Origin of the sequence: Streptomyces sp. H39-C1 (assembly GCF_027158125.1) — a bacterium.
GTDB lineage: Bacteria > Actinomycetota > Actinomycetes > Streptomycetales > Streptomycetaceae > Actinacidiphila > Actinacidiphila fildesensis.
This window is the reverse complement of record NZ_JAPVLS010000105.1, coordinates 1-21,735: the sequence shown is the minus strand read 5'-3', so window position 1 is coordinate 21,735 and position 21,735 is coordinate 1. Positions and strand designations below refer to the sequence as shown.

The 21,735-nt window shown below is 68.6% G+C and carries 18 protein-coding genes and 6 pseudogenes; 9 read left to right on the top strand and 15 right to left on the bottom strand.

Annotated features, from left to right (window positions below; genetic code table 11):
• Positions 1-223: 223 nt before the first annotated feature.
• Genes O3W51_RS41045 through O3W51_RS41035 form a run of 3 tightly spaced genes read right to left on the bottom strand, consistent with a single transcriptional unit; the run spans position 224 to position 2,576 of the window.
• Complete coding sequence (locus tag O3W51_RS41045) at positions 224-979, bottom strand: hypothetical protein (protein WP_198359422.1); 756 nt, start codon at positions 977-979, stop codon at positions 224-226.
• The gene (locus O3W51_RS41040) at positions 976-1,239 is read right to left on the bottom strand and encodes a DUF6213 family protein (protein WP_269288863.1); all 264 of its coding nucleotides are present in this window, start codon (positions 1,237-1,239) and stop codon (positions 976-978) included. The genes O3W51_RS41045 and O3W51_RS41040 overlap by 4 nt, the downstream gene beginning before the upstream one ends.
• Positions 1,236-2,576: a hypothetical protein gene (locus O3W51_RS41035; RefSeq protein ID WP_331284134.1), complete on the bottom strand. Its 1,341-nt coding sequence runs from the start codon at positions 2,574-2,576 to the stop codon at positions 1,236-1,238. Before O3W51_RS41035 ends, O3W51_RS41040 begins: the two co-directional genes overlap by 4 nt.
• Positions 2,577-2,636: 60 nt before the next feature.
• On the opposite strand from O3W51_RS41035, the gene O3W51_RS41030 reads away from it, so the two are divergent.
• Positions 2,637-5,324, top strand: coding sequence for a tyrosine-type recombinase/integrase (locus tag O3W51_RS41030; protein WP_269288862.1), 2,688 nt, complete (start codon positions 2,637-2,639; stop codon positions 5,322-5,324).
• 4 nt (positions 5,325-5,328) lie between these two features.
• On the top strand, positions 5,329-5,808 hold the full coding sequence (locus tag O3W51_RS41025) for a hypothetical protein (protein WP_198359424.1): 480 nt from the start codon (positions 5,329-5,331) through the stop codon (positions 5,806-5,808).
• Positions 5,809-5,863: 55 nt separating this feature from the next.
• Here O3W51_RS41025 and O3W51_RS41020 read toward each other — a convergent pair whose 3' ends face one another.
• Positions 5,864-6,832 carry a hypothetical protein gene (locus O3W51_RS41020; RefSeq protein WP_198359430.1) on the bottom strand — a complete coding sequence of 323 codons (969 nt, stop codon included), beginning with the start codon at positions 6,830-6,832 and terminating at the stop codon, positions 5,864-5,866.
• A 443-nt stretch (positions 6,833-7,275) separates the two neighbouring features.
• Positions 7,276-8,226 (bottom strand): alpha/beta fold hydrolase, encoded by a 951-nt coding sequence (locus tag O3W51_RS41015; RefSeq protein ID WP_269288861.1) that lies wholly within the window; start codon positions 8,224-8,226, stop codon positions 7,276-7,278.
• A gap of 139 nt (positions 8,227-8,365) precedes the next feature.
• Here O3W51_RS41015 and O3W51_RS41010 point away from each other — a divergent pair, with 139 nt between their 5' ends.
• Complete coding sequence (locus O3W51_RS41010) at positions 8,366-8,989, top strand: TetR/AcrR family transcriptional regulator (protein ID WP_198359426.1); 624 nt, start codon at positions 8,366-8,368, stop codon at positions 8,987-8,989.
• 58 nt (positions 8,990-9,047) lie between these two features.
• Here O3W51_RS41010 and O3W51_RS49105 read toward each other — a convergent pair.
• Positions 9,048-9,218 (bottom strand): annotated as a pseudogene (locus O3W51_RS49105) (abortive infection family protein); the annotation flags it as partial.
• Between the two features lie 526 nt (positions 9,219-9,744).
• On the bottom strand, positions 9,745-10,680 hold the full coding sequence (locus O3W51_RS41005) for an IS5 family transposase (RefSeq protein WP_138357162.1): 936 nt from the start codon (positions 10,678-10,680) through the stop codon (positions 9,745-9,747).
• 171 nt (positions 10,681-10,851) lie between these two features.
• Here O3W51_RS41005 and O3W51_RS41000 point away from each other — a divergent pair, with 171 nt between their 5' ends.
• The 3 genes from O3W51_RS41000 (at position 10,852) to O3W51_RS40990 (ending at position 12,554) form a co-directional block, all read left to right on the top strand.
• A complete protein-coding gene (locus O3W51_RS41000) occupies positions 10,852-11,442 on the top strand; it encodes a hypothetical protein (protein WP_232486307.1) in 591 nt (196 codons plus the stop codon).
• Between the two features lie 77 nt (positions 11,443-11,519).
• Entirely contained in the window at positions 11,520-11,669 is a 150-nt protein-coding gene (locus tag O3W51_RS40995; protein WP_198359559.1) for a hypothetical protein, read from the top strand.
• Positions 11,670-11,750: 81 nt separating this feature from the next.
• Entirely contained in the window at positions 11,751-12,554 is an 804-nt protein-coding gene (locus tag O3W51_RS40990; protein WP_198359558.1) for a phosphotransferase, read from the top strand.
• A gap of 307 nt (positions 12,555-12,861) precedes the next feature.
• Here O3W51_RS40990 and O3W51_RS40985 read toward each other — a convergent pair whose 3' ends face one another.
• The 5 genes and pseudogenes from O3W51_RS40985 to O3W51_RS40965 all read right to left on the bottom strand — a co-directional run bounded on the left by O3W51_RS40985 (position 12,862) and on the right by O3W51_RS40965 (position 17,730).
• Positions 12,862-13,032, bottom strand: coding sequence for a hydrophobic protein (locus O3W51_RS40985; RefSeq protein ID WP_198359557.1), 171 nt, complete (start codon positions 13,030-13,032; stop codon positions 12,862-12,864).
• 111 nt (positions 13,033-13,143) lie between these two features.
• Positions 13,144-14,885 (bottom strand): annotated as a pseudogene (locus O3W51_RS40980) (relaxase/mobilization nuclease domain-containing protein).
• A 5-nt stretch (positions 14,886-14,890) separates the two neighbouring features.
• Positions 14,891-15,346, bottom strand: coding sequence for a plasmid mobilization relaxosome protein MobC (gene mobC / locus O3W51_RS40975; protein ID WP_198359560.1), 456 nt, complete (start codon positions 15,344-15,346; stop codon positions 14,891-14,893).
• 730 nt (positions 15,347-16,076) lie between these two features.
• On the bottom strand, positions 16,077-16,622 hold the full coding sequence (locus O3W51_RS40970; RefSeq protein WP_198359556.1) for a hypothetical protein: 546 nt from the start codon (positions 16,620-16,622) through the stop codon (positions 16,077-16,079).
• Between the two features lie 421 nt (positions 16,623-17,043).
• Entirely contained in the window at positions 17,044-17,730 is a 687-nt protein-coding gene (locus O3W51_RS40965; protein WP_198359555.1) for a TetR/AcrR family transcriptional regulator, read from the bottom strand.
• A 91-nt stretch (positions 17,731-17,821) separates the two neighbouring features.
• Between O3W51_RS40965 and O3W51_RS40960 the strand changes: the two genes are divergently transcribed.
• On the top strand, positions 17,822-19,264 hold the full coding sequence (locus tag O3W51_RS40960; RefSeq protein WP_198359554.1) for an amidase: 1,443 nt from the start codon (positions 17,822-17,824) through the stop codon (positions 19,262-19,264).
• Between the two features lie 174 nt (positions 19,265-19,438).
• A complete protein-coding gene (locus tag O3W51_RS40955) occupies positions 19,439-19,642 on the top strand; it encodes a hypothetical protein (protein ID WP_198359553.1) in 204 nt (67 codons plus the stop codon).
• Between the two features lie 130 nt (positions 19,643-19,772).
• On the opposite strand, the pseudogene O3W51_RS40950 reads toward O3W51_RS40955, so the two are convergent.
• Together O3W51_RS40950 and O3W51_RS40945 are read right to left on the bottom strand one after the other, a co-directional pair.
• Positions 19,773-20,234, bottom strand: a pseudogene (locus O3W51_RS40950) (IS5 family transposase); the annotation flags it as partial.
• An 8-nt stretch (positions 20,235-20,242) separates the two neighbouring features.
• Positions 20,243-20,383: pseudogene (locus O3W51_RS40945) on the bottom strand (L-2-hydroxyglutarate oxidase); the annotation flags it as partial.
• Between the two features lie 216 nt (positions 20,384-20,599).
• On the opposite strand from O3W51_RS40945, the pseudogene O3W51_RS40940 reads away from it, so the two are divergent.
• Positions 20,600-21,139 (top strand): annotated as a pseudogene (locus tag O3W51_RS40940) (ISKra4 family transposase); the annotation flags it as partial.
• Positions 21,140-21,260: 121 nt separating this feature from the next.
• Here O3W51_RS40940 and O3W51_RS40935 read toward each other — a convergent pair.
• A pseudogene (locus tag O3W51_RS40935) lies at positions 21,261-21,602 on the bottom strand (transposase); the annotation flags it as partial.
• Between the last annotated feature and the right edge of the window lie 133 nt (positions 21,603-21,735).

Below are 21,735 nucleotides of genomic sequence, written 5' to 3'. Positions count from 1 at the left end.
CCGGCACCGGGCGGAAGTACTGTGAAGTGCCCCGCTGGCATTCCAGCGGGAGAGCGGCCTACGTGCTGCGACCCCGGCGCCCCATCCCCCCAGGCGCCGGGGCATCCCAGCCAGGTGCGAGCGTCGACCACTCTCTTCCTACCTCGGATCACAGGGTGCGACAGCGTTTCAGGGGCGCCTCGGAGCTCCCCAACCTGCGAGGGGCCGGGGGCCTGCCCCAGCGTCAGCTGGGCTTCCAGCCGCGGACTTCGATGTGGGTGATCTGTGCGTCGGGTTGCAGGCGGCCGGTCTCGACCAGCCAGCCGCGTACCGCGGCCGCGACGTCGCCGCCGGCCGCGTCGACCTTGTCCTTCCATTCCGCCGCGTCGAACCCACCGGCACCTTGTCCGGCCCCGGGGCTGGCTCCGTAGGCGCGTTCCTCGGTGCCGTCGTTGCGCTGCACTACCCCGCGGCGCAGGCCCGGGGAGTCGATGCGGGAACCTGCTGAGTGGGTGAAGGCGCCCTTCTTCGCGCGCACCGTGAACGCGAGCTTCCCGCCCTCGGCGGCCGCGGTGTTCGCCACGACCGGGCGCAGGCGGGAAGCGCCGGAGGCGATGTGTTGGCGGGCGGCGCGGGCCATGGCCGACTTGCCGGGGGTGCCGACGATGTCCTTGGTACGCACCCGCGCCCGGTGCGGCTTGGTCTCGCCCGGCTTGGCCTTGAGCAGCCGCCGCTTCACGTTGGGAGCGGCGATCCGCTTGAGGTCGGCGACGTCGGACGCGCCGCCGGCCTGGACCTCCTGAACGACGTCGCGCAGCGCGGCGACGAACGCGGCGCCCTTGTCCTTGGTGAAGAACTGGCTGACCAGGCTGGAGTTGCGGCCGATGATGTCGCCGACCTGCTTTCTGGTGTAGCCGGCGGCCAGCAGCTCGTTGGTCAAGCGTGCGGCTTCGTTCAGCTGGGGGGCGGCCGGGCCGCCGCGGCGGCGTCGGGGCGTCATTGCGGTCCTTCCGTCAGACGGGTGTGGTGGCCGATGCACTGCACGTCGATCTGATCCGCCAGTTCGTCCAAGGACGCCGCGAGGATCCCCACCGTCTCGCCGTCCAGGTCCGCCATGACGCCGGCCTCGACCCACTCGGACCAGTCGGCGCCGATGCGGCGCAGGAAGGAACTCACCGCGTGGGCGGGTGCGTACAACTGGCCGTCATCGTCCCGGATCAGCGGCAGCACCACCGCGTCCCGGTCCTCATCGCTACTCACCGGGTGGCCTCCTGCATCTCGGCCAGTGCCTCGCGGCCGATCGCCTGATGGGACAGCAGCTCATCCTCCGACCGGGGGGCGGACAGCTCCCACGGGATGTGGCCCTTGCGCAGGTAGTCGCCGGGGTTGCCGTGGTACGGCCAGGCGACGTCGGCGGTGGTGTAGATCGCGTCGGTGCGGAAGGCGACGACCGTGCGGGCGGGCAGGTGCAGGGCGCCGACCGACACGTCGTCCTCGCGCATGCGGGTCGACAGCAGGGCGGCGCGGGCCCCGGACCAGACGCCGGCGGACCATTCGGGGTGCGCGTTCGGGTCGCGGGAGAAGCCGCTGTTCTTCTGCCACACGATGGTGTCGCCGTCGATACCGATGATCTGCGCGCCGTCCGGGGCGTCCTGCCCGACCGGCACGGTGCCGGTCACGATCCGCGGGCGCTGCGCGAAGCCGCCGATGCCGTAGAGCAGGATGCTGCGCACGCCGCGCGAGGCGAGGCGGGCGGCTTCCCGGCCGCGTTCGTCGCCGTGCAGCTCGGCCTTGGACTGCAGCAGCGACCACGCGTCCTTCAGCTTCTTGGACCAGGCCTTGAGCGGGTCGCCGGACTGCCAGACCAGGCCGTCCAGGATCTCGATCCGCCACGGGGCGATCGGGTTGTTCAGCGCCACGTTCAGCTCCGCGCCGCCCGCCCACGTCACGAACGTGCGCCCGCCCTGGGACGGGTACTCCCACGCCCGATCGCCTGCGGCCGGCGCCGGGAGGATCCCGACGTGCTCCCAGCCGTCCGGGACGGTGACCCGCACCTGCCAGTGCGACGGCGCGTACAACGCGTTCGTCTTCTCCTTGTCCGACATCGCCGCGAACGCGGCCGGGGTGATGCGGCGCGGGGCGCCCACCCCCGAGGCCCAGGTGTGCTTGGCGTAGGCGAAGGTACGGTCCAGCTCGACCAGGCGCGGCAGCTGCTCCGGCACGCCCGGGGGCAGGATCAGCTCGGTGCGGCCCTGCCCGGCGGTCGCGTGCATGAGGCCGCGGATCTCCTCCGACATCACCGGGTACCCGTCGGCCCACTTCGCACCCGTCTTCGCCGGGATGGTGCGGGTCCACAGGTCACGGCCGGTCTGCGACGGCGAGCCCATCAGCACCACGTCCGACCAGTGGATTTTCAGCGCCTTCCACAACTCCACGAACGCGTCGCGCACCGTGGCGGGGTCGGCGTCGCCGACCCCGAACCACTCCCCCACACTGCGGATCTCGGTGTGCTGATCACCGCGCTGCCACCGCCCGACGGGGTTGCGCGGGTGCACCAGGTGCCCGGCCATCCGGTCCTTGCCCCGCGACGCCTCCACCCTCCAGCCCTCCCCGGGCGGGGCGTTCAGCCACGCGGCGACCGCATCGCGCAGGAACGGGTGCCGGGCGGCATCGGCGTGCCACGGGTCACCTGCGGTGTCCCGCGCGCCTACGCCGCCCTCCTGGACCGTGCGGAGCAGATCGCCGCTCAGTGCGCCGAACAGGCCGCCCGGTGCAGCCGCTGCAACACCACCGGGGACGTCTGGAAGTGGCGCACGTCCAGCAGCAGCGGCTACACCACCTTGTGCCCCGCCTGCGCCGCCTGCGTCGCCCGCCCCTACCAGGACCACCTGCGCGGCCGGCTGTACGCGTCGCTGCTGAAGAACGCGCAGCCGCAGGCGTTCTTGTGCCGGCTGTGTCCCGGCCCGCGGCAGGCCGCGTACTGGGACCACTGCCACACGCACGGATTCGTGCGCGGCCCGCCGCGTCCCCAAGGCGATCTGACCCGCGCCTCCGTCGAGGACATCGCGCAGACGGTGCGCACGACCTGGCCGACGAAGTCGGCCGACAACCGATGGAACCGGAGCCGCGGCGCCCGGGACCTCCTGGAGCACCTGAGCCAGTTCCCGGGCGAGACCTGGCAGGAGCGGTGGGAGGCCAGCGGGTTCAACCAGGGCGGCAACCCCGTTTCGGTACTGAGATCGGCTCCCAGAGAGAGAAGCCAGATCGGCACCGGCGCTGCCTGCCTGATGTGTCTGCGGATCATCCAGCCCTCACTGGAGGCATTCCGGTCGAACACCTTCCTCTACTACGGGCAGCGCTTCCTCGCCGCCCAGAACGACCCGCTATTGGAGAAGTTTTGGGCTGAGACCCAGGCCACGCCGGTGAACCCGATTCACCACGGGACCGCGCTGTTCGACATCGCGGTCGCCCTCACCACGCAGGGCATCGCCCTGGCCGATCTGACCCCCGAGGCATTCCTGCACTACGCATGGGAGTGCCGCCGCCAGGGGCTGGTCCTGGGGGCTCGCGGAGCCGGCAGCCGGTTCCCCGGGCACCTGGCCTGGCAAGTGCTCTACACGATGGGCCACTTCCCGTCCCATGGGCCGGCGACGCTGAAGGCGGCCCTGCTCAACGGGCGGTCGACGGTCGAAGAACTAGTCGACCGCTACAAGATCCGCAATACCGGGGTCCGCCACCTGCTTGTCGCCTACCTGGAACGACGCAAGCCCGAACTGGACTACTCGACGCTGGACAACCTGTCACGCCACCTGGCCAGCAACTTCTGGGCGACCGTCGAACAACTTGCCCCCAACCAGACCGGCCTGCGCATCGACGGCGAGCTCTACCAGCGGTGGCGGGACCGGGTCGCGATTCGCGTGGACGGCAAAGGGCGGCGCGACTTCGACCCCATCCTGCGGGCAGTCCGCGCCTTCTACGCCGATCTGCAGGCGTGGGCAGCGGCGGAGCCCGAGCAGTGGGCGATCTGGGTGGCACCCTGTCCGGTCTCGGACGCCGAGGTCCGCGGTTACGGGGTCCGCAAACGACGCGTCAAGGAACGCATGGACGACCGCACCAGGCAACGGCAACCGCTGTTGAACACACTCCTGGAACACCTGGAGAACCGGTACGGCCACCTCCGTGACCTGCTCGCGCAGGCTGCGGACATGCCCGGTGGGCAGACCGTCACGCTGGAAGGCCGCACCTATCAGCGCCTGTGGAGCCGGGTGGATGAACGCCGCGTCCGGCTCGGAGGGCTGGCGAACGTCCGCGTCCTCGATCTGGGGAGCGGCAAGAACATCAACGTCACGCATGCCGAGGACGCCGCCTTCTGGGAGTGGGCGATCGTTGAGGTCCTGCGGCACTCAGGCGTGCGCATCGAGGAGGCCCTGGAACTCACCCATCTCAGCATCCGGCAGTATCAACGGCCCAACGGCGAGGTCATCGCCTTGCTGGTGGTCGCTCCCTCGAAGAGCGACCGGGAACGCGTCATCCCGATGTCCGCCGAGTTGTTCGCCGTCATCGCGGCCATCGTCCGCCGCCACACCACCGGCGGCCAGACCATCCCGCTGTTGCCTCGTTACGACCCGAAGGAACGTCAGAGCAGTGCGCCCATGCCGTTCTTGTTCCAGCGCAAGATCGGCACGAAGCACGAGGTCATGTCGGACACCACCGTGGTGAACATGCTGAAGCGCCACTGCGTCGAGCTCGGCGAACAGCACCCCGGCTTCCTTGCGACCAGTTTCACCCCGCACGATTTTCGCCGGCTCCTGGCCACTGAACTGATCAACAGCGGGCTCCCCATCCACATCGGAGCAGCCCTACTCGGGCATTTGGATCTTCAAACAACTCGTGGCTACGTCGCCGTGTTCAACGAGGACGTCGTCCGGCACTACCAGGGATTCCTCGACCGGCGCCGCCAGGCCAGGCCAACCGACGAGTACCGGCCGGTCACCGCACCCGAATGGCTCGGCTTCGAGGAGCACTTCGACCAGCGCAAAGTCGAACTGGGAGGATGCGCCCGCCCCTACTCGACACCTTGCCAGCATGAGCACGCCTGCCTGAGATGTCCCATGATCAACATTAATCCAAAGATGCTGCCCCGCCTCGACGAGATCGAGGTCGACCTTCTGGCCCGCCGGGCCCGGGCCGAAGCAGAGGAGTGGCTCGGTGAGATCGAAGGGATTGACCTCACCATGTCCTTCCTGCGGCAGAAGCGAAACCAGACCCGTCGGCTCACCAGGGTCGCGCCGGTCGACCTCGGCATACCCGGCATCGCGCCGCGATCAGCGGCCAGGCGAGAATGAGGGGATGTATTGCCTGCAGGCGGTCATCGCCACCGAATCCGTGCTCCGAGAGTTGGTCGGTTCCACGGCTGGGGCGTGCATCGTTCCTCTCGGCCAGCACCTCTGGCTCCTGCCGATGACCGACGCGCTGTTCGATGCGGTCACGGTCGCTGGAGCATCCGAACTCGACGGGTTCTGGAAGGCACCGGCGGGCCTTGATCGCCTGCTGGCCACGTGCTCGGAGACAGGACCGGTGGCCTACATCGAGGCCGACCACTTCGGCGGGGCAGGAACCCAGACCGCCCAGGTCTGGAATGCAGGCCAGGTAGCCCTTGGCCCATTGCGCCTGGCCGAAGGGGGGCCGTCGCCGACGACCGGCACTCCTATCTCTCAGGCGCTGCGGTGGCTCGGGGCCGCAAAGGGCGATCACGTCGACGAGTTCGCCGCAGTCGGCCTCGGCCGCCATCGCGACACAGGCGACTGGCTTTTACCCAGAAACCGGTGAAGGCCCGTCGGGCCGACCACTTGACTTGGTGCAGAGAAGCCGTCAAACGCCCTGGCTAGGCGAGCACCCACTGGGGCGGGTGTCCGGGGTCGGCCGGGCAGGTGAAAACGTGCAGGTCCCGGTCCCGGCCGAAGCGGAGCCGAGTGGGTTGGGCAACGGATTGACCACCCCGGATCGACGCCTTCCCGCTCAGGGTCGGGTCACGGTCCTCCAGTGGCACCCAGCTGTGCGAGCCGGCGTCCATCTCGTAGCCCTCGGCCGTCAGCAGCAGCCGCATGGGGGTTGCGCAGGACGCGCAGCCGATGGCCATCGGGCCCGTTGACGCCCAGCTGGGGAAGCCACCGACGCGCCAGCCGGGCGGGATCGACAGGTCGTACTGGTAGCTGGGGGCGTTGGGGCCGTGTTCCACTACCTGGGTGTCGTCCCACGCGTCGATGCGCGCGATCAACGAGGCGGGCAGCGTGTCGTCCTCCGCCCAGGGGTAGGTGTCCACCTCCTCCGGGTGCAGGACGCAGGGCTGGGGCAGTTCGTGCTCCCATCGAAGCAGGGGCAGGTGGGGCGGATCAGCGAGGAAGGGTTCCGCTTGCTCGGTTTGCCCAGCCAGTCGCCACCGCAGGTGGTAGCGGCGCTCCAGGTGCGGGCCGTGGGTGAAGGGGCAGCGGAAGAGCTGCACCAGGTCCGCGTTGTCGGGTCCGCAGGCAAGGCCCGGGATGTCACGGTGGAAGAACTGGGCCAGCCCCACGAAGGGCACCGGACCGTCCAGTCCAGGAGTTACTGCGGGGGGCCATGGCCGGCTCGGCGGCCAGGCCCCTGCGGCCCGGGCGCTGCGGATCTCCTCCGGTGCGTAACCCTCGCTCTCGCGCTGGTGCGGCTCATGGCAGAGCGGCCAGGGTTCGCTGTCCGGCCACAGCATCGGCCCGCCGACGTGACTGTCGTGCATGCCGGGCTGCCCCGGTCTAGGGTGCAACCGGGTTGTCCGAGCTCGGTAGTGGGCCAGCTCCGGGAACACGACCTCCACGGACACCGGTCTGGCCGGCGTGGTCCTCGTCATGCGCAGACCGTACGCGGTCGGGCAAACGACGGGCGAGCGGATTGCCGCCGTCCCTAATCCCTGCCGCCTCGGGCCTGGCGGTCCAGGAACTCGATCACTCGCGATTCCGAGCGTAGGAGCCGCTCGCGCTGCTCAGGAGGAAGAGAGGCGAGGAGGTCGACAAGAACTTGCTGCCGCGGAACGTAGAGCATGTTGCCGGAGTAGACCCTGCAGCAGGAACACCAAGCGAGCCCGATGCAGCGCTCGAACATGGAGGACTCGGGCGGATGGAAGCGATACTGGCTGACGCCGACTGACGTTCGGCTTCCTCAAGCCACGACAGATACCAGCGCGCGAAGGTCATCGACGCACCATTGCCGTCGAGCAGCGGTTATGCGTTGTTGGACGGTCCGCGTGGGCCTCGGCTGCTTGCCCGTCTATGCGCACGTGGCGCCCCGAGTCCCTGCCGGGTCGAGGGAGTCGACGTCCTCCATGAAGGACAGCATCCGGGCGTTGACCACGTCCGGGTGGTCGATCTGCGGGCCGTGCCCGGTCGCGGTGATGATCTCGGCGCGGGCCCCGGGTATCAGGCGCGGTACGCGCTCCAGCTGCCGCTTCGGGTGCACGAGCAGGCTGTGCCTGCCCATGATCAAGTACAGCGGGGTCCGGATGGACCGCAGCGCTTCCTCGGCAAGCGGCAGGGGTGCGGGGCGGCGGATTCGGTACGCGCGGGCGCCGACCTGGATCCACTTGCGCATCTCGGGGATGGCGATGACCGGCTGGTCCAGCCACTTGGCGAGCCGGGGGCGCAGGGCCTTGGGGGCGAAGGTGGCGAACAGGCTGATGAAGACCCAGGCGAAGAAGCGCAGGCCGACTTTCTCCAGGCCGCCGGGGTCGAGGGCGGTGACGGAGACAAGTCGTTCGGAGCGGCGGTGCGCCTGGTTGAGGACGAGCCAGCCGCCGTAGGAGGAGCCGACAAGGTGGACCTTGTCGAGGCCGAGCGCGTCGAGGGCTTCGTCCATCCACTGGGCAGCGCGCTCGGGTTGCCACATGGGCTCGCGGTGGACACTGCGATTGGCGTCGCCCGGGGTGTCGAGCGCGTAGACGGGGCGGTCGAGGCTGAGCCCGGGGGTGTTGGGGTACCACATGGCGGAGCTGTACCCGGCGCCGTGGATCAGGACGATCGGCGTTCGGGACTCGGCCTTGGGTTCGGTGGGACCGTAGCGGTAGACGTGGGTAGTGCCGAAGCTCGTCTCCACGTCCGTCTCGGAACGGGCGGGTGCTCCCATCGCGTAGAGCACGTCCGCGGCGGCGAAATAGCGGTCGCGCAGCTCGTCACTCACGTAGCGGCCGACGTCACGTCGCACTCGGGTCGCGTTCTTGGGCACGGGGCACCTCCAGGAAGATCTGTTCTTCGTGATACGAACGTACCACGTTCTTGATACGGCGGTACCATGGAAATGTCGGACCGAGCCGGCCTGCAAGCCCCTGAACCACCCACTCCACCCACTGCCGGAGACAGCACTGATGCCAAAGCGCGTGGACCACGAGGAACGGCGCACCCAGATCGCCGAAGCGCTCATCCAAGTCGCGGGGCGGCGAGGGCTGCACGCCGTCGGCATGCGCGACGTCGCAGCCGAGGCCGGCGTATCCCTCCGACTCGTGCAGTACTACTTCGAGACCAAGGAGAAGCTGCTCTTCTACGGCCTCAAGCACCTCACCGACCGCTTCACCACGCGTGTGAGCGCCCGCCTGGCCGCCGCCGGCCCAGACCCGGGCCCGCGCGCCACGGTGGAAGCACTACTGCTGGCCTCCCTGCCAACCGACGACGAGAGCCGCACTTTCCACCTGCTGTACAGCTCCTACGCGATCCTCTCCGTCACCGACAAGGCACTGGCCGCCCAGCCCTTCATCGACAACCCCGACGCTGCCGAAAACGCCCTGACCGGACTGCTCCAGCAGGCGCAGGAGACCGCCCTGGCCGATCCAGCCGTCGATGCACGTACGGAAGCAATCAGCCTGCTCGCCACGACTGCCACGATGGGCACCAGCATCCTCGTCGGCCAACGGACGTCAGAGTCGGCCATCGCGGTAATCCACCATCACCTCAACCGGATCTTCACCAACAACCACACCACGCCCCCCACATAACCCCGACGGCAACACCGGACTCCACCCAGCGGGCAGAACAGCCTTCAAAAACAACCACTTATGGAGAGCGAGGTGTGAGTGTGCCTCGCTCGATCCGGTCTTGCCAGGTGTCGAGCACAAATTCCGTCACAGTCACGGTGCTGTTCAACGCCAGCCGGGCATGCCGGGCCAGTGCCGGGCTGGGTGCGGTGCGTCCGTGGCCGAGTCCGAGCTGGTTGCGAAGCTCAGCTAGGCCGTGTCCGGCCGATCATTCGTCTGTGATGGAACGTGTGATGTCGCCCAGGTCTTGGCATCTGCGGCGCCACCACGGCCAGGCACGTGGAGCATGAGGGTTGGGCAGGGTGCGTGCCAGGAAGTCGGCGTCGGCATCTTTGACGATCGACGCGATTTCCCGTGCTGCTCGTCTGTCGAAAGCGCCGATGGCTCGCTCTATCAGTAGTCGGTCATCCCAGATGTCGTAGCCGGGCAGGTGTGGCTCAGGCAGGTAGAGAGGCCATCCTGGACGGCGTACGAACGCTTGCCAGCAGTGGACGGCGTCTTCTAGCTGCCGGATGGGTAGGCCGCGTTCGGCTTCGAAACTGGCCGCCTGACGAAGAGTGTGAGGTGAGAACCGTGAAGGCCGGCGCCGGTAGCCCCGAAGATGGGACCGGCAGAGGGCGTCCAGACGTAGAGCAGCCGCCGTCTTGCGGGGCATGACTCTTCTTTCGCAAGTAGTGATCTCGTTGAGGAACTCAACTCTGCGAGCTCGCGGCAGGTCAGGTCCTGAGCCAGATGAGCAGTGCCGCTGCGGTCACAGTGCCGAGGAAAACATGGCCCCGCTTGTCATAGCGGGTGGCCACGGCCCGGGACTGTTTCAACCTGTTGATCGCCCGTTCCACGACGTTCCGCTTCTTGTAGCGCTCCTTGTCGAAGCCTGGCGGCCGCCCGCCCCCGGTACCTCGCTTCAGACGGGCGGCCCGGGAGTCGGACTTCTCCGGGATCACGTGCTTGATGCCGCGTCGGCGCAGGTAGCGGCGGCAAGGCCCGTTGCTGTACGCCTTATCGGCGGCGACGCTGTCCGGCTTCTTGCGTGGCCTCCCCGGCCCGAGTCTAGGCACGCGGATCTCTTCCAGGACGGGGACGAACTGCGTGCAGTCGGCCCGCTGGCCTGGTGTCACGATCAGTGACAGCGGCCGACACCGGCCGTCCGCGCTCAGATGGACCTTGGTGGTGAAACCGCCGCGCGAGCGGCCAAGTCCCTCAACTGCTGGACCACCTCCACCGGCCGGGCGACGAGGCTCGTCTACGGTGATTCGCTCTGGTGTCCCACCACTGCTGCCCCCTTTGAAGCGGTGACGGCCGGTGGGGGGTGTCCGACGGGCACCGGCCGCGTGCTGATGGGCGCGCATCACAGTGGAGTCGACCGAGATATCCCAGTCGATCTCCCCAGCGGCATCAGCCGCGGCCTGGACCTGCTGCAGCAGCCGCTTCCATGTGCCGTTGGCCGACCACAACCGGTGCCGCTCATAAACCGTCTTCCACGGCCCGTATCGCTCTGGCAGGTCACGCCACTGCACGCCTGTGCGCACGCGGTGCAGGATGCCGTCGATCACCTGCCGGTGATCCCTCCACCGGCCACAGCGACCGTTGCTCACCGGCAGAAGCGGCCCCAGCCGCCCCCATTCCTCGTCAGTCAGATCACCCCGACCCATAACCAGATCAACGGATCAGATGATCGGCCGGACACGGCCTAGTCGTCAAGCCGGGAGAGTCGTCTGGCATCAAAATCCCGCAGGCGAGGTACTTGGAACTCAAGCAGGCGGTCGTCGAGTGCTTCAACTCCCCTGCCTGGCTGGTCGAGGGCAGCGCGGTGCACGTGGAATGTGGATCTCGCCGAGTTCTCAGCGGCCGAGACACTTCTCGTCCGTAGCCCGTCGCCCTACGGCTACGCCCGCGCCTACGCGCTCGGCATGATGCTCTCAATCTCGTCGAACGGCTCGCAGCTCTCCAAGCCGCCTGTCCTGCGCAACCGCGGAGCGTTCGACCGCTTCACCCGAGGACTGGCCGCCGCCCGCGAAGCCGCACTACCCGTGAAACTGAACCTCATCGTGTCCGACGACAACGCTCACGAGCTCGACGGCATGCGCGCCCTGGCCGAGCAGTACGGCTACCCGCACCAGACGTACGCCAACATGTCGCCGACCATCGCCGGTGGCAGCGAGCCGCTTCCCACGCAGGCCGCGGACTTTCTGCGGCAGCGCAAACCGTTCGGCGGCTGCAACGCCGGCCACACGTTCTTCCACGCCGACCCCTTCGGTGTCGCCTCGATCTGCAAGGTCGGGCGGGACCCCAATATCCGGCTGATCGAAGAAGGCGTAGAGGGCCTGCGTCGCCTCGGCAAGATCGCCGATTCCCTCATGCTTCGCACTGGTGGCTGCTCCGGCTGTTCGCTGTCCGGCACCTGCTGGACCTGACGACCGCTCGCCAGGCTCTACCAGGAGGCGAAGGCACCAAAACGCACCTACTGCCAACACTCAGAGAGGTAGACCCCATGGCACCCACAGCCACCGCCACACCCCTACCCATCACCATCGCCACACGACTGCTCGCCAAGGACGAGGTCGAGATCATCGGCGACCTCGACACCCTCGTCGAGACCGTCATGTGCTCCTGCAACGCCGGCGACGACAACCCGTACTAAACCGCGCCGCACCACAGCCGACCGTCCCGGCCCCATAGGGTCGGGACGGTCGGCCCGCTCATTCACACCCCGGGAACCGCTATGCCCGTCACCCGCATCCACTGGGAAGACCTACCGTCGGCCGCCCGTGCCGCCGTCGAGCAGCACACTGGATCCATCCTGCACGCCGAGACAGCTTCAGGCGGCGCAAACTCCGGAATCGCCGTCCTGGCGACCACCGCCGACGCGAGCCTGTTCATCAAGGGGGTTCCCTCGCATCCGCAGGCCCGCACGCAGCAACGTGAAGCCGAGATCAACCCCCACCTTCCCCCCGCCTCCCCACGGTTGCTGTGGCGCGTGCAGGTCGCCGGCTGGGACCTCATCGGCTACGAACGCATCACCGGACGCCACGCGGACTACGCCCGTGGTTCCGAAGACCTCCCGCTTCTCGCCCAGGCCATCGCCGACCTGCAGGCTTCGCGATGTCCCGATCTGGAGCTCAAGCGCGCCGAGCAACGCTGGGGCAGCTACGCGGATACGGGAGAAGCCGAGCTGTTCGCCGGCAAGACCCTGCTGCACACCGATCTCGCCCCACACAACATCCTGATCACCGAACACGCCCACATCATCGACTGGGCCTGGCCCACCCGCGGCGCTGCCTGGATCGACCCCGCCGTCCTGATCCTGCGCCTCATGGAAGCCGGTCACAGCGCACAGGACGCCGACCAGTGGACACGACGCTTCCCCTCATGGCAACAGGCGCCGGACAATGCCGTCGCCGCCTTCTCCGCCGCCAACGCCCAGCTGTGGGACGAGATCGCCCAACACGATCCCCAGGGGTGGAAGAAGCACATGGCGCTCCTGTCGTGGGACTGGGTGGCGTACTGGCGGAGCCGCTCTCGGTAGGGCAGCCCACACAGTGCGGGCGGCTTCGTACGCTCCGCAATGCGTATGGGGGGATCCAGTGCCCACGCACTCGCGCGAGAGAAGTTGATCGGCTGACAGGGGTCCGGGGACGGGGTGGGTGAACTTGAGGTTCGCGTGCATGGGTCACGCGCCCCGCGCCGCCCCCGGACACCGATCCCCTACCCATGCCATTCCGCGCTGACCCCTGGGTGGAGAGGCGCCCTCGACAGCTGACGATCCGGGGGCACGGCGGAGGCCCGGCGGATTGTCCGCCGGGCCTCTTCCCGTGTTCACGCGCCTGTCGTGGCTACCAGCGGTACCAGCGACCGCGACTTCCCGACGAGTGGGTGCCGCGCATGACGAAGCCGAGCAGCCAGACGACCAGCACCACGACCGCAACCCACCAGAGGATCTTGAGCGCGAAGCCGGCACCGAACAGAATCAGTGCGAGCAGTAGAACCAGAAGCAGTGGACCCATGGTTATCAACCTCCTGACCAGCGGTTGCCCTGTCGTGCACGGGTCATGCGTACGGAAATTCGAACCCGTCAGACCCTGATGGAAGGTGACCGGCCCGGCTGCGCGGCGTCTCTATCGGCGGCGTTGGTGGGGTTGATCGATCCTGGCCGCCCGGGGGGCGGGCGCCGGAGCCGGCGGGGTCTGCTGTGTCTGGGTGCCAGTGGTCTTGGTCGAGCGGAGGGGGGCGGCTTCGGCTCGGGGGTTGGGTGCGGGGTTGCGGCTGGTGTGTTGGATGCGAGTGAGCAGGACGCGTGCGGGTTGGCGGGCGGTGGCGAGTTCGCGTTGAGCGGCGGCTTCCTTGAGGAGTTGGCGGGGTTTGTGGCCCCCTGCTTCGGCGTCGGCAAGGACGGTGGCGAGGGCGGGCCAGCCGGGGTCGCTCAGGATGCGGGCGGCTTGTTCGGGTAGAGCGGCGCGTACGTCGCTGGCCAGCGTGCGAAGGGTCTCTTCCTTTGGCTGGCGGGTTTCGAGCTTGGTGAGCGTCGGTGCCAGCGCGCTGTTGGCTGCTGCCTGCAGGTGGTTGACGGCTTGCCGGGCGGCGTTGCTCTGTTGGGCGTGGCCCTTGGCTTCATGCCAGCGTCCAGCGACGATGACGGCCCAGACGAGCGCGGCGGTGAGGGCGGCGAGCGCGCTGCCGTCAGGGCCGGTGGCGGTGTTAGCGATGTCGCGGGCTGCGGTGCGCAGGGCGTAGGCGGCACGGTCGTGTGCCCGAATCTGAGAGCGCTGGGCACGCGCAAACACCATGCTGGCTGCCTGCAGCTGGGCGCGCAGGTCAGCGGGGGCCTTTTGGGCGGTTGCTTCGAGGAGTTCGCCGAGGGCGCTGACGTGGGCTTGGGCCCGCGCATCACCAACGTCGCCGTCGCTGCTGTTGCTGGTGATCTCGGTGTGGAGGGTGTCGAGGGCTTCGGTGGCCTGCTGGCACACGGTCGTGGGCCGATAGCGGCGGGCGGTGGGGTGTTCCTCGGGCGCTGTGGTTTCCAGGCGGGCCTTGAGTTTCGGCAGGGAGCAGGTCCGGGGCGATCTTCCCGCCGGAGTGGAAGATCTGCTCGCCGTTCTTGTTCAGGTCGCCGGGGCGGCCGACGGAGTAGCCGAGGAGGTCGCCGGAGGGTCCGCGCCGGGGTTTGACCTCGAAGGCGTCGGCTTCGAGGTAGGCGAGGAGTTCCTCGGCGCTGGTGGCGCGGGGGATGGCGGCGCGGATGCGGTCCTGGAGCCATTCGCGACTGGTCTGTTCCCAACCGAGGCGGGTGGCTTTGTGCATCTCGCCCTGGGTGGGCCGCCCGGCTGCGGTGCGGTCGCCCTTGCCCAGGCGGCGCAGGCCGTAGTCCTTCTCGATCTGACGGCACGCATCACCGACGCGGATGCCGCTGTCGTGGAGTTTGGGGCGGCGGCCGTCTTCGCGGACGGTGGTGGCGAGGATATGGATGTGATCGTCCGCGTGGCGGACGGCGATCCAGCGGCATCCCAGGTCGTCGCTGTCGGGGGCGATGCCGGCGGCCTGGACGATGCGCTGCGCGATCTGGCCCCATTCGGCGTCGGACAGGTACCGGTCTTCGGGGGGCGGCGCGCACCGCGCAGTGCCAGACGTGGTCGGTGACGGGCTTGCCGAACTCGCTGTTGCGCAAGGTGACGGGTTCGTCGAGGTAGTGGGCGAGAGCGGTGAGGGTGGCGTTCTCATAGCGGCCGGGATCGGGCCTGCCGAGCCTGGCGAAGGCGGCGACGAGGTGTGGGTCGAGGTGTTCGTCGTGTCGTCCGGGGCCGTAGAGGTAGGCGAGCAAGCCCCGTGTGTTGGCGCCGGAGGGCTTGATGGCGGCGATCATTCCGGTCAGACCTCCGTCGGGTCGGAAGGATTGCACAGGGCCTGGGCGATGTCCGTGAGCAGGTGGTGCAGTTCGTCGAGGCGCTGGATGATGTCGGGCGGGGTGTAGCCGGTGTTGAGGGCGCGGGCTATCTGGTTGACGTTCGAGCCGGTGCGGTTGAGTGCGCGCAGCACCTGGGCGCGGAAGATGTGCGTGCGGCGGCGGTCCTCGCTGAGGGGGAGGTTGGCGGTGAACCGTCCGGTGATGAACGCGATGACGATGTCGGCTGCGAAGCCGGATTCGCCCTTGTAGTTGTGCTCGGCGGCGGCCTCTTGGAGGCGGGTGCGCTCATGGTCGGTGAAGCGCAAGGGGCCGACGCGCATGGTCCGTTTTTCGCCCGTGAAGCGGCGGATCGCGGGTTGCACACCCTGCACCAGCGGCTCGCCGCCGGCAGAGGCACCAGTACGTTCGGGGTGCAGGATCGCTTGCTGCGTGGCGTGGAGGGTTTCCGGATGGGGGCCGCCCTCGGTCCCGGCTTGGTCCGGCGCCCCTGGCGCAGGGCCTTCTCCGCCACCCCTGGGGCGGAGATCCCCCGATTCCGGCCGCGAGTCGGACTCGGGGTACTACTGGCTCCGCCAGGAGCCGCCTTCCCGAACGCGCGCAACCAAAGGCGCTTCAGCGTAGAAGACTTCGCCAAGGCAGCGGGCTCATCGGGAGCAGGCTCAGCAACGTGCAAGTCGTGCATGGGGTACTCCCTGAAGTGTTCGGGACAGGGTGGTGGCGGCAGCCGACGTTGTTGCGGCCTGGTGGCTCACCCCACGTGGGCCGGCGCGGGGTGAGCGAGCCTTCCGGCCGAGAAGATCCCTTCCCGTTGGACGTTCGCGGACGTCTGGAAGGAGTGGTTCGGCCCCGGAGGCGCCCGACCACGCTACGGACGGACGGCGCAGGCCGCCGCGGAAGCCGGCGTTGCGGGCCGGATGGTGGTCCACCGCCAGGGCCAGGTCCTGGTGCTGGACTCGACCCCGATGCCGGTGAAGCTGCGCGAGACCGTGTTCGGCGACGCGGTTACGCGACGCTGACCCTCGCGCTCGATCTCTACACGCACGGGCTCCCGGCCTCTGTCCGTTCTGTGAGCGCAGCCAGTACGCTTGCTCGCAGGCCATAGGCCGTTCTGCCACGTGGTTCGCCAGGTGCCGAGACCTCAAAAGCTATCTACCTCCGGCGTCGCAGTGCGTAGGAGACCGCGACGACGGCGACCAGCGGCCCCCACAGCAGCATCGGCACGTAGCACGCGTTCATGATCAACGCGGCCATGCCCTGCGGCGCCTCGGAGCCGCCTGCTTCTGCCGGCCAGCCACCCCAAAACATCTCCGTCGTCAGTGCGGTGACCGCGAACGCCCCCAGCAGCGCCGGAACAACCGCCGCCCAGGTCCTCACGCGCCTGCCACCCAGGAGTGGGATCCAGCGCGGCACTCTCTCGCCCCAGGGCCTGACCAGGCCGAGAGTCATGAGCGCGAGCCCCTCAGTGACAAGTGTCAGCAGGGTGATGTAGGAGGAAACTTCCAGCCCGGGTTGCCAGTCCTTGGCCAATTGGCCGCTGAAACCCACCGGGATGCCCACGGCCATGGCCATCCGCCACAGCCCCGAGGGCAGGACGGCTAGCGGCACGGCATGCGCCGCCAGGTCCACCCAACGCGGCACCGCCAAGCCCGTGGCTGTGGCCTTGGCCGTGGTGGGCAGTGTGTTCGCGGCATTCATGACAACCTCCGGAGCGGCGTGCGGTTGTCTCCATGCTTCGCCTCGCACCCACGCCGCACATCCCGCCACGGTCCCCTCGCCATCAACCTTGCGGGCGAGCCCGCCCTCCTCCTTCGGGACGACGCCCCGGACATCAGTCGGCGATCAGACCCGGGCATCGCTTCCATGGTTGCGAACAGCCTTGTCGCCCTGGTGGAAGCTGTCGCAGGTACACGTGATGACAGCGCATTCACGTCGGGCGCCACCGCAGGTTGAATGATGGGTAGAGCGGTGGCCCCTTGGAGGGTCCTCACCAGGCGTCCTGGACCACGTCCCAGTCAGCGTCGTAGCTCATGTAGTCGAACGTCAACCCGTGCGGGACGTTCCTGCTCGACATGGACAAGCAGCTCGACCTGGTGCCCGTGGCAGCTCCCCGGCCCTACTAATTCGGTGCAGCTGACACGGCACGCGCAAAGCGATGAGCGCCCGGAGTGTCAGACGGCTTTTCGGGGCGGATGGTGCCGAGGCGTTCCCAGAGGCCGACAAGATGCGCGTGCAGGACTTCCTCGGCTTCCTCAGCGGTCAAGTGGCCTAGGAGTACATGGGTGGTGAGGCCGTCGGCGAGGGCCAGCAGAGTGCAAGCCTCGTGCTGCGGGTTGGGCGGCGTAGCGCCTTCGTCGGCCGAGCCGCTCTCGGCGGCCTCCGTGATGAGGCGGACGAGGAGGTTCTGGAGGGCCGCGTAGCTGGTTCTCAGCGGGCCTGCGAGTGGCTCGCTGACAGCAGCCTGAGCGACGAACGCGAGCCAGATTCGTGCCTCGGCGCGGTGTTCTTCGCGGAGCAGGGCAATCTCGTTGGTCGCGTGGCCCAGGGCTGTCGCGGCCGACTGGGCCGGGCTGGCGGTCAGGCGGGTCCTCACGCGTTCGGTGATGCGTTCGCCGACGTGATCGACGGCGAAGAGGAGCATCTCCCCCTTGCTGCGAAAGCAGCGCTGCACGGCGCCCAGTGAGACCTGCGCGCGGGCGGCGACGTCGCGCATGCTCACTCCCTCCGGTCCGTGTTCGTCTGCGAGAAGGCAGACAGCCTCGGCGATCCGGCGGCGTCGGCCTTCGTAGTCCACCTGTTTGGGCATGCCCGGTCATCCTCCTTATTCCAATACGATCGTATCGCTTCCGGGATAAGGTCTCGGACACAGGCACTTCGGCATGTGGATAGGAAGCACGATGATCAGGCAGAACGCCCTGTGGGCAATGACGGCCGCCGCCCAGGCGAAGGCCGTCCGAGGCGGAGAGATATCGGCGGTCGAACTGATCGACAGCCACCTGGAACGCATCGCCGAGGTCAACCCACAGGTCAACGCGGTCACGCAGCTGTTGGCTGAGCGAGCCCGCAAGGCCGCGGCACACACGGACCAGCGGCGAGCAGCGGGCGAGGAACTCGGGCCGCTGGCCGGCGTGCCGTTCACGGTGAAGGAAACCACGGCTGTCGAAGGCGTGCCGACCACGCTCGGAACGGCACGCTTCCGCGACTTGGTGGCTCCGGCCGACGCACCCCCTGTGGCCCGGCTCCGCGCGGCGGGAGCCATACCGATCGGCCACAGCAACATGCCCACCCTGGTCCTGGCCGGGATGCACACCCGCAGCGAGCTGTTCGGCGACACCGTCAACCCGTGGAACCCGAGCCGGACCCCGGGCGGTAGCAGTGGCGGTGACGGAGTGGCCGTCGCCACCGGTATGGCCGCGCTCGGACTCGGCAACGATTCCGGCGGATCAGTACGGATCCCGGCCTCGTTCTGCGGCGTGACGGGGCTGAAACCGACCACCGGGCGGTTCCCCGCCGACCACCGCGTCCTCGGACCGGACGACCCGGGACCAGCCTCACAGATGCTGGTCACCGACGGGCCCCTGGCACGTACGGTCGCCGATCTGCGGCTGGCATACGAGGCGCTGGCGGGGACCGACCCACGGGACCCGCGGGCCGTACCCGTGCCCCTCTACGGCGAACCGCTGCCGGGGCCGGTCAAGGTCGCGCTTGTCGCCGACCCCGGCGGCCACGGCGTCCACCCCACGGTCCGCGGGGCCGTCACAGCGGCAGCGGACGCGATGCGCGACGCAGGGTACGACGTGCAGGAGGTGGCGGACGTTCCGCGGCTGGACGAGGCACTCGAGGCATACGGCCGGATCACCGTGACCGAATTCGCGCCGACCTGGCCGGTGGTGCGGAAACTGCTCGGCGAAGGCGGAGACCGCTACATCCAAATGGCCATGGAGAAGACTCCTCCTGCGAGCGCCGCAGAGCTCACGAAGCTGATGGGGACCTGGCTCGGCATCCGCCGCTCCTGGGCGGAGTTCCTCGACGAGTTCCCGCTGCTACTCGGACCGGTGTTCACCGAGCCGCCCGTGGAGCCGGGACTGGAGTCACGCGACGAAACGGGGCGGGAACGGGTCGCCGAGAGCATGCGACTGTGCACGGTGACCAGCTTTGTGGGCATTCCCGCGGTCGCCGTACCGACCGGAGTCAGCGACGGACTGCCGTCCGGCGTGCAGATTATCGGGCGCGCGTTCCGGGAAGACCTCTGCCTGGCCGCTGCCCAGGAGATCGAGGACCGCCTCGGCGTGCTCACGCCGATCGACCCTCGCCCCGATGTCCCGGCTGCCGCGCCGTAGGCGGAGCTTCGACAGCGGGTAAAGAGACGGCCAGGGGTCGACGAGCGGCACGGAGGAGGCAGTATCCGCGCCGCGCCGCTCACGGCCCCTCCCCGGCAGGATCGGCCATGGGGACCATCGGTACAGCCGTTGGCGTTAAGCACTTGATCATGGTCTTGCGGTCTCGGGACATCCGTGTCGGATCTTGCGCTGAGCCTTCGTTGGCCGTCTCTCTGCGCGTCTGTTGACGAGCCGCCGCCGATCCTGACCGGCGGCTCCGGGGACTGGACCGTCGACATGGAGACCGGTCGGCCGCACCTCACCCTGAACGCGGACTACCCCGCCGGGCACTACGTGCGCCTGGACGAGGTACGCCACGTGCCCGATCTCAGCCGGTAGCACGCGCGGGGGGCTTTACCGCAGCTCGGCGTTCGGGTGGGGCTGGGACTGGAGCCGATCGCGCAGGTCGATCTCCTCGGCGGTGAGCGGTTCTCCGGGCTGGCGGATACGGACGGGCTTAGAAATCATCTCATTTGGTGAGTCGTCGGTAGCGGATGAGGGTGCAGGCGATGCTGGTGGAGGCTAGGAAGTGGTCGGCCTTGCGTTCGTATCGGCGGTGGAGGCGGCGGCAGCCGGCGATCCAGGACATGGTTCGTTCGATGACCCATCGGTGACGTCCCAGGTGGGTTGAGCTCTCGATTCCGCGTCGGGCGATTCGGTGGACGATGCCCTGGCTTCGGAGCCATTGGCGCAGGTGGCGGTGGTCGTAGCCCTTGTCCGCGTGGAGCTTTCCCGGTTTGCGGCGCCGGGGTCCGCGGCGTGAGCGGATCGGCGGTATCCCGCGCACGAGCGGCTCCAGGCCCTGGCTGTCGTGCATGTTCGCACCCGAGATGACGACGGATATGGGCAGACCGGTGCGCTCGACAATTAAGTGGATCTTCGACCCGAACTTGCCCCGATCGACAGGATTCGGACCTGTCAGATCCCCCTTTTCAGGGCCCTCGACGTACGGCGGTGGTAGCCCTCGCGGGCCATCGCCGGGACCGTGTTGGGGCCGAGGTGCACCCCGCCATGCACGTCACGGGTGAGGTGGACGCCGAGGAACGGGAAGGCCGGGTCGGGGACCGGGTAGACCAGACCGGCCCGCACGCCTTGGCCGCGTACCTCACCCCAGGTCGCTGCCACCGATGGGGAGGACACGGCTGTCGGCCCCTCGTATGAGGAGGTTCACCCCAGCTTCGTGGCCTGGACGCAGTGGCGGCAGCCAAGGGCGGGTCCGACCCTGCTGAACGCAGCCGGGCCGTCAGCGCCGCCTGAACCACTACGCCCGAAGCGGCGTTGCTTACGCAAAGGGTCGAAGCGGGGAAAGTGCTGGGCAAGCGCCGCCTCAAAGAACTGGTGGTCGCCTCGGCCGTCGACATCGCCGCCTACTACACGGTGAAGATCCCGACCCCGTGCACCCGCGAGATGCCCCTGGTCATCCAGATCGACGGCAAGGGCGTGGTGATGCGCCCCGAAGCCCTGCGCGAAGCCACCCGCCAAGCCGCGGCCAAGAGTGCCGCGGCAGGCCGACGCGGACGCCTGGCCCCCGGGGAGAAACCCAACCGCAAGCGCATGGCGACGGTGGCCTGCGTCTTCGACACCACCCCCGCTCCGCGCCGGCCCCACGACATCGTTCATCCGCCCGGTGGGCGCAGCGAGGCCCGGCCGCCCAGGACGGGCCCAAAAGCGGTACGGAAATGGTGCACCGTCTCGCTGATCCGTCCCCCAGAACAGGTCGTCGCTGACGCCTTCGCCCAGGCCACCTCCCGCGACCCGCAGCATCTGCGGGACTGGATCGTGCTCGTCGACGGCGCCCGCCACCAACTCGACCTGATCCACTCCGAAGCCGCCCGCTTGGTAGGTCGGCTTTGCCACTGACCGGTGCACAGTTGTCCGGCTCTGCGGCGCGGGCAAAGCGGAGCACGGTGCTGAAGCCCATGCCGAGCTGGTGGGCGATGGACCGCTTGCTGTGTCCAGCGGCCAGGAGCGCGTGGACGGTTGCATGCTTGGCGCGGGTTCGCTCGGCGAACCGGTGTCCTGTCGGCCAAGGCGACGACGTGGGCGGATCTAACGTTTGCTGGGGCTCCTCCGGTGGCGCCGGTGCCGGTCGCAGGCACGCGCGGTGTTGGAAGACGTACTTCTCGGCGGCTTCGCCGAGGTTGTGCCAGAGGTGCCATCTGTCGGCGACCTGGAGGGCTTGCGGGGCACCGCGGGCAGCGCCTTCGGCGTAGAAGACGGCACGGTCACGGCAGATGATCTCAATTTCGGGCCGCTCGGAAAGCCAAGCCGCGAGCGTGTCCGCCTCTCGGTTGGGCAGGAGGTCGGGCGTTTCCCCTTGATCGAGGACACCCTGATCATTGGATCGTGAAGATCCATAGGACAGGAGTTCCCGTTGGGGACGTCGAAGTACACCCCTGAGTTCCGGGCCGATGCCGTCGCGCTGTACCGCG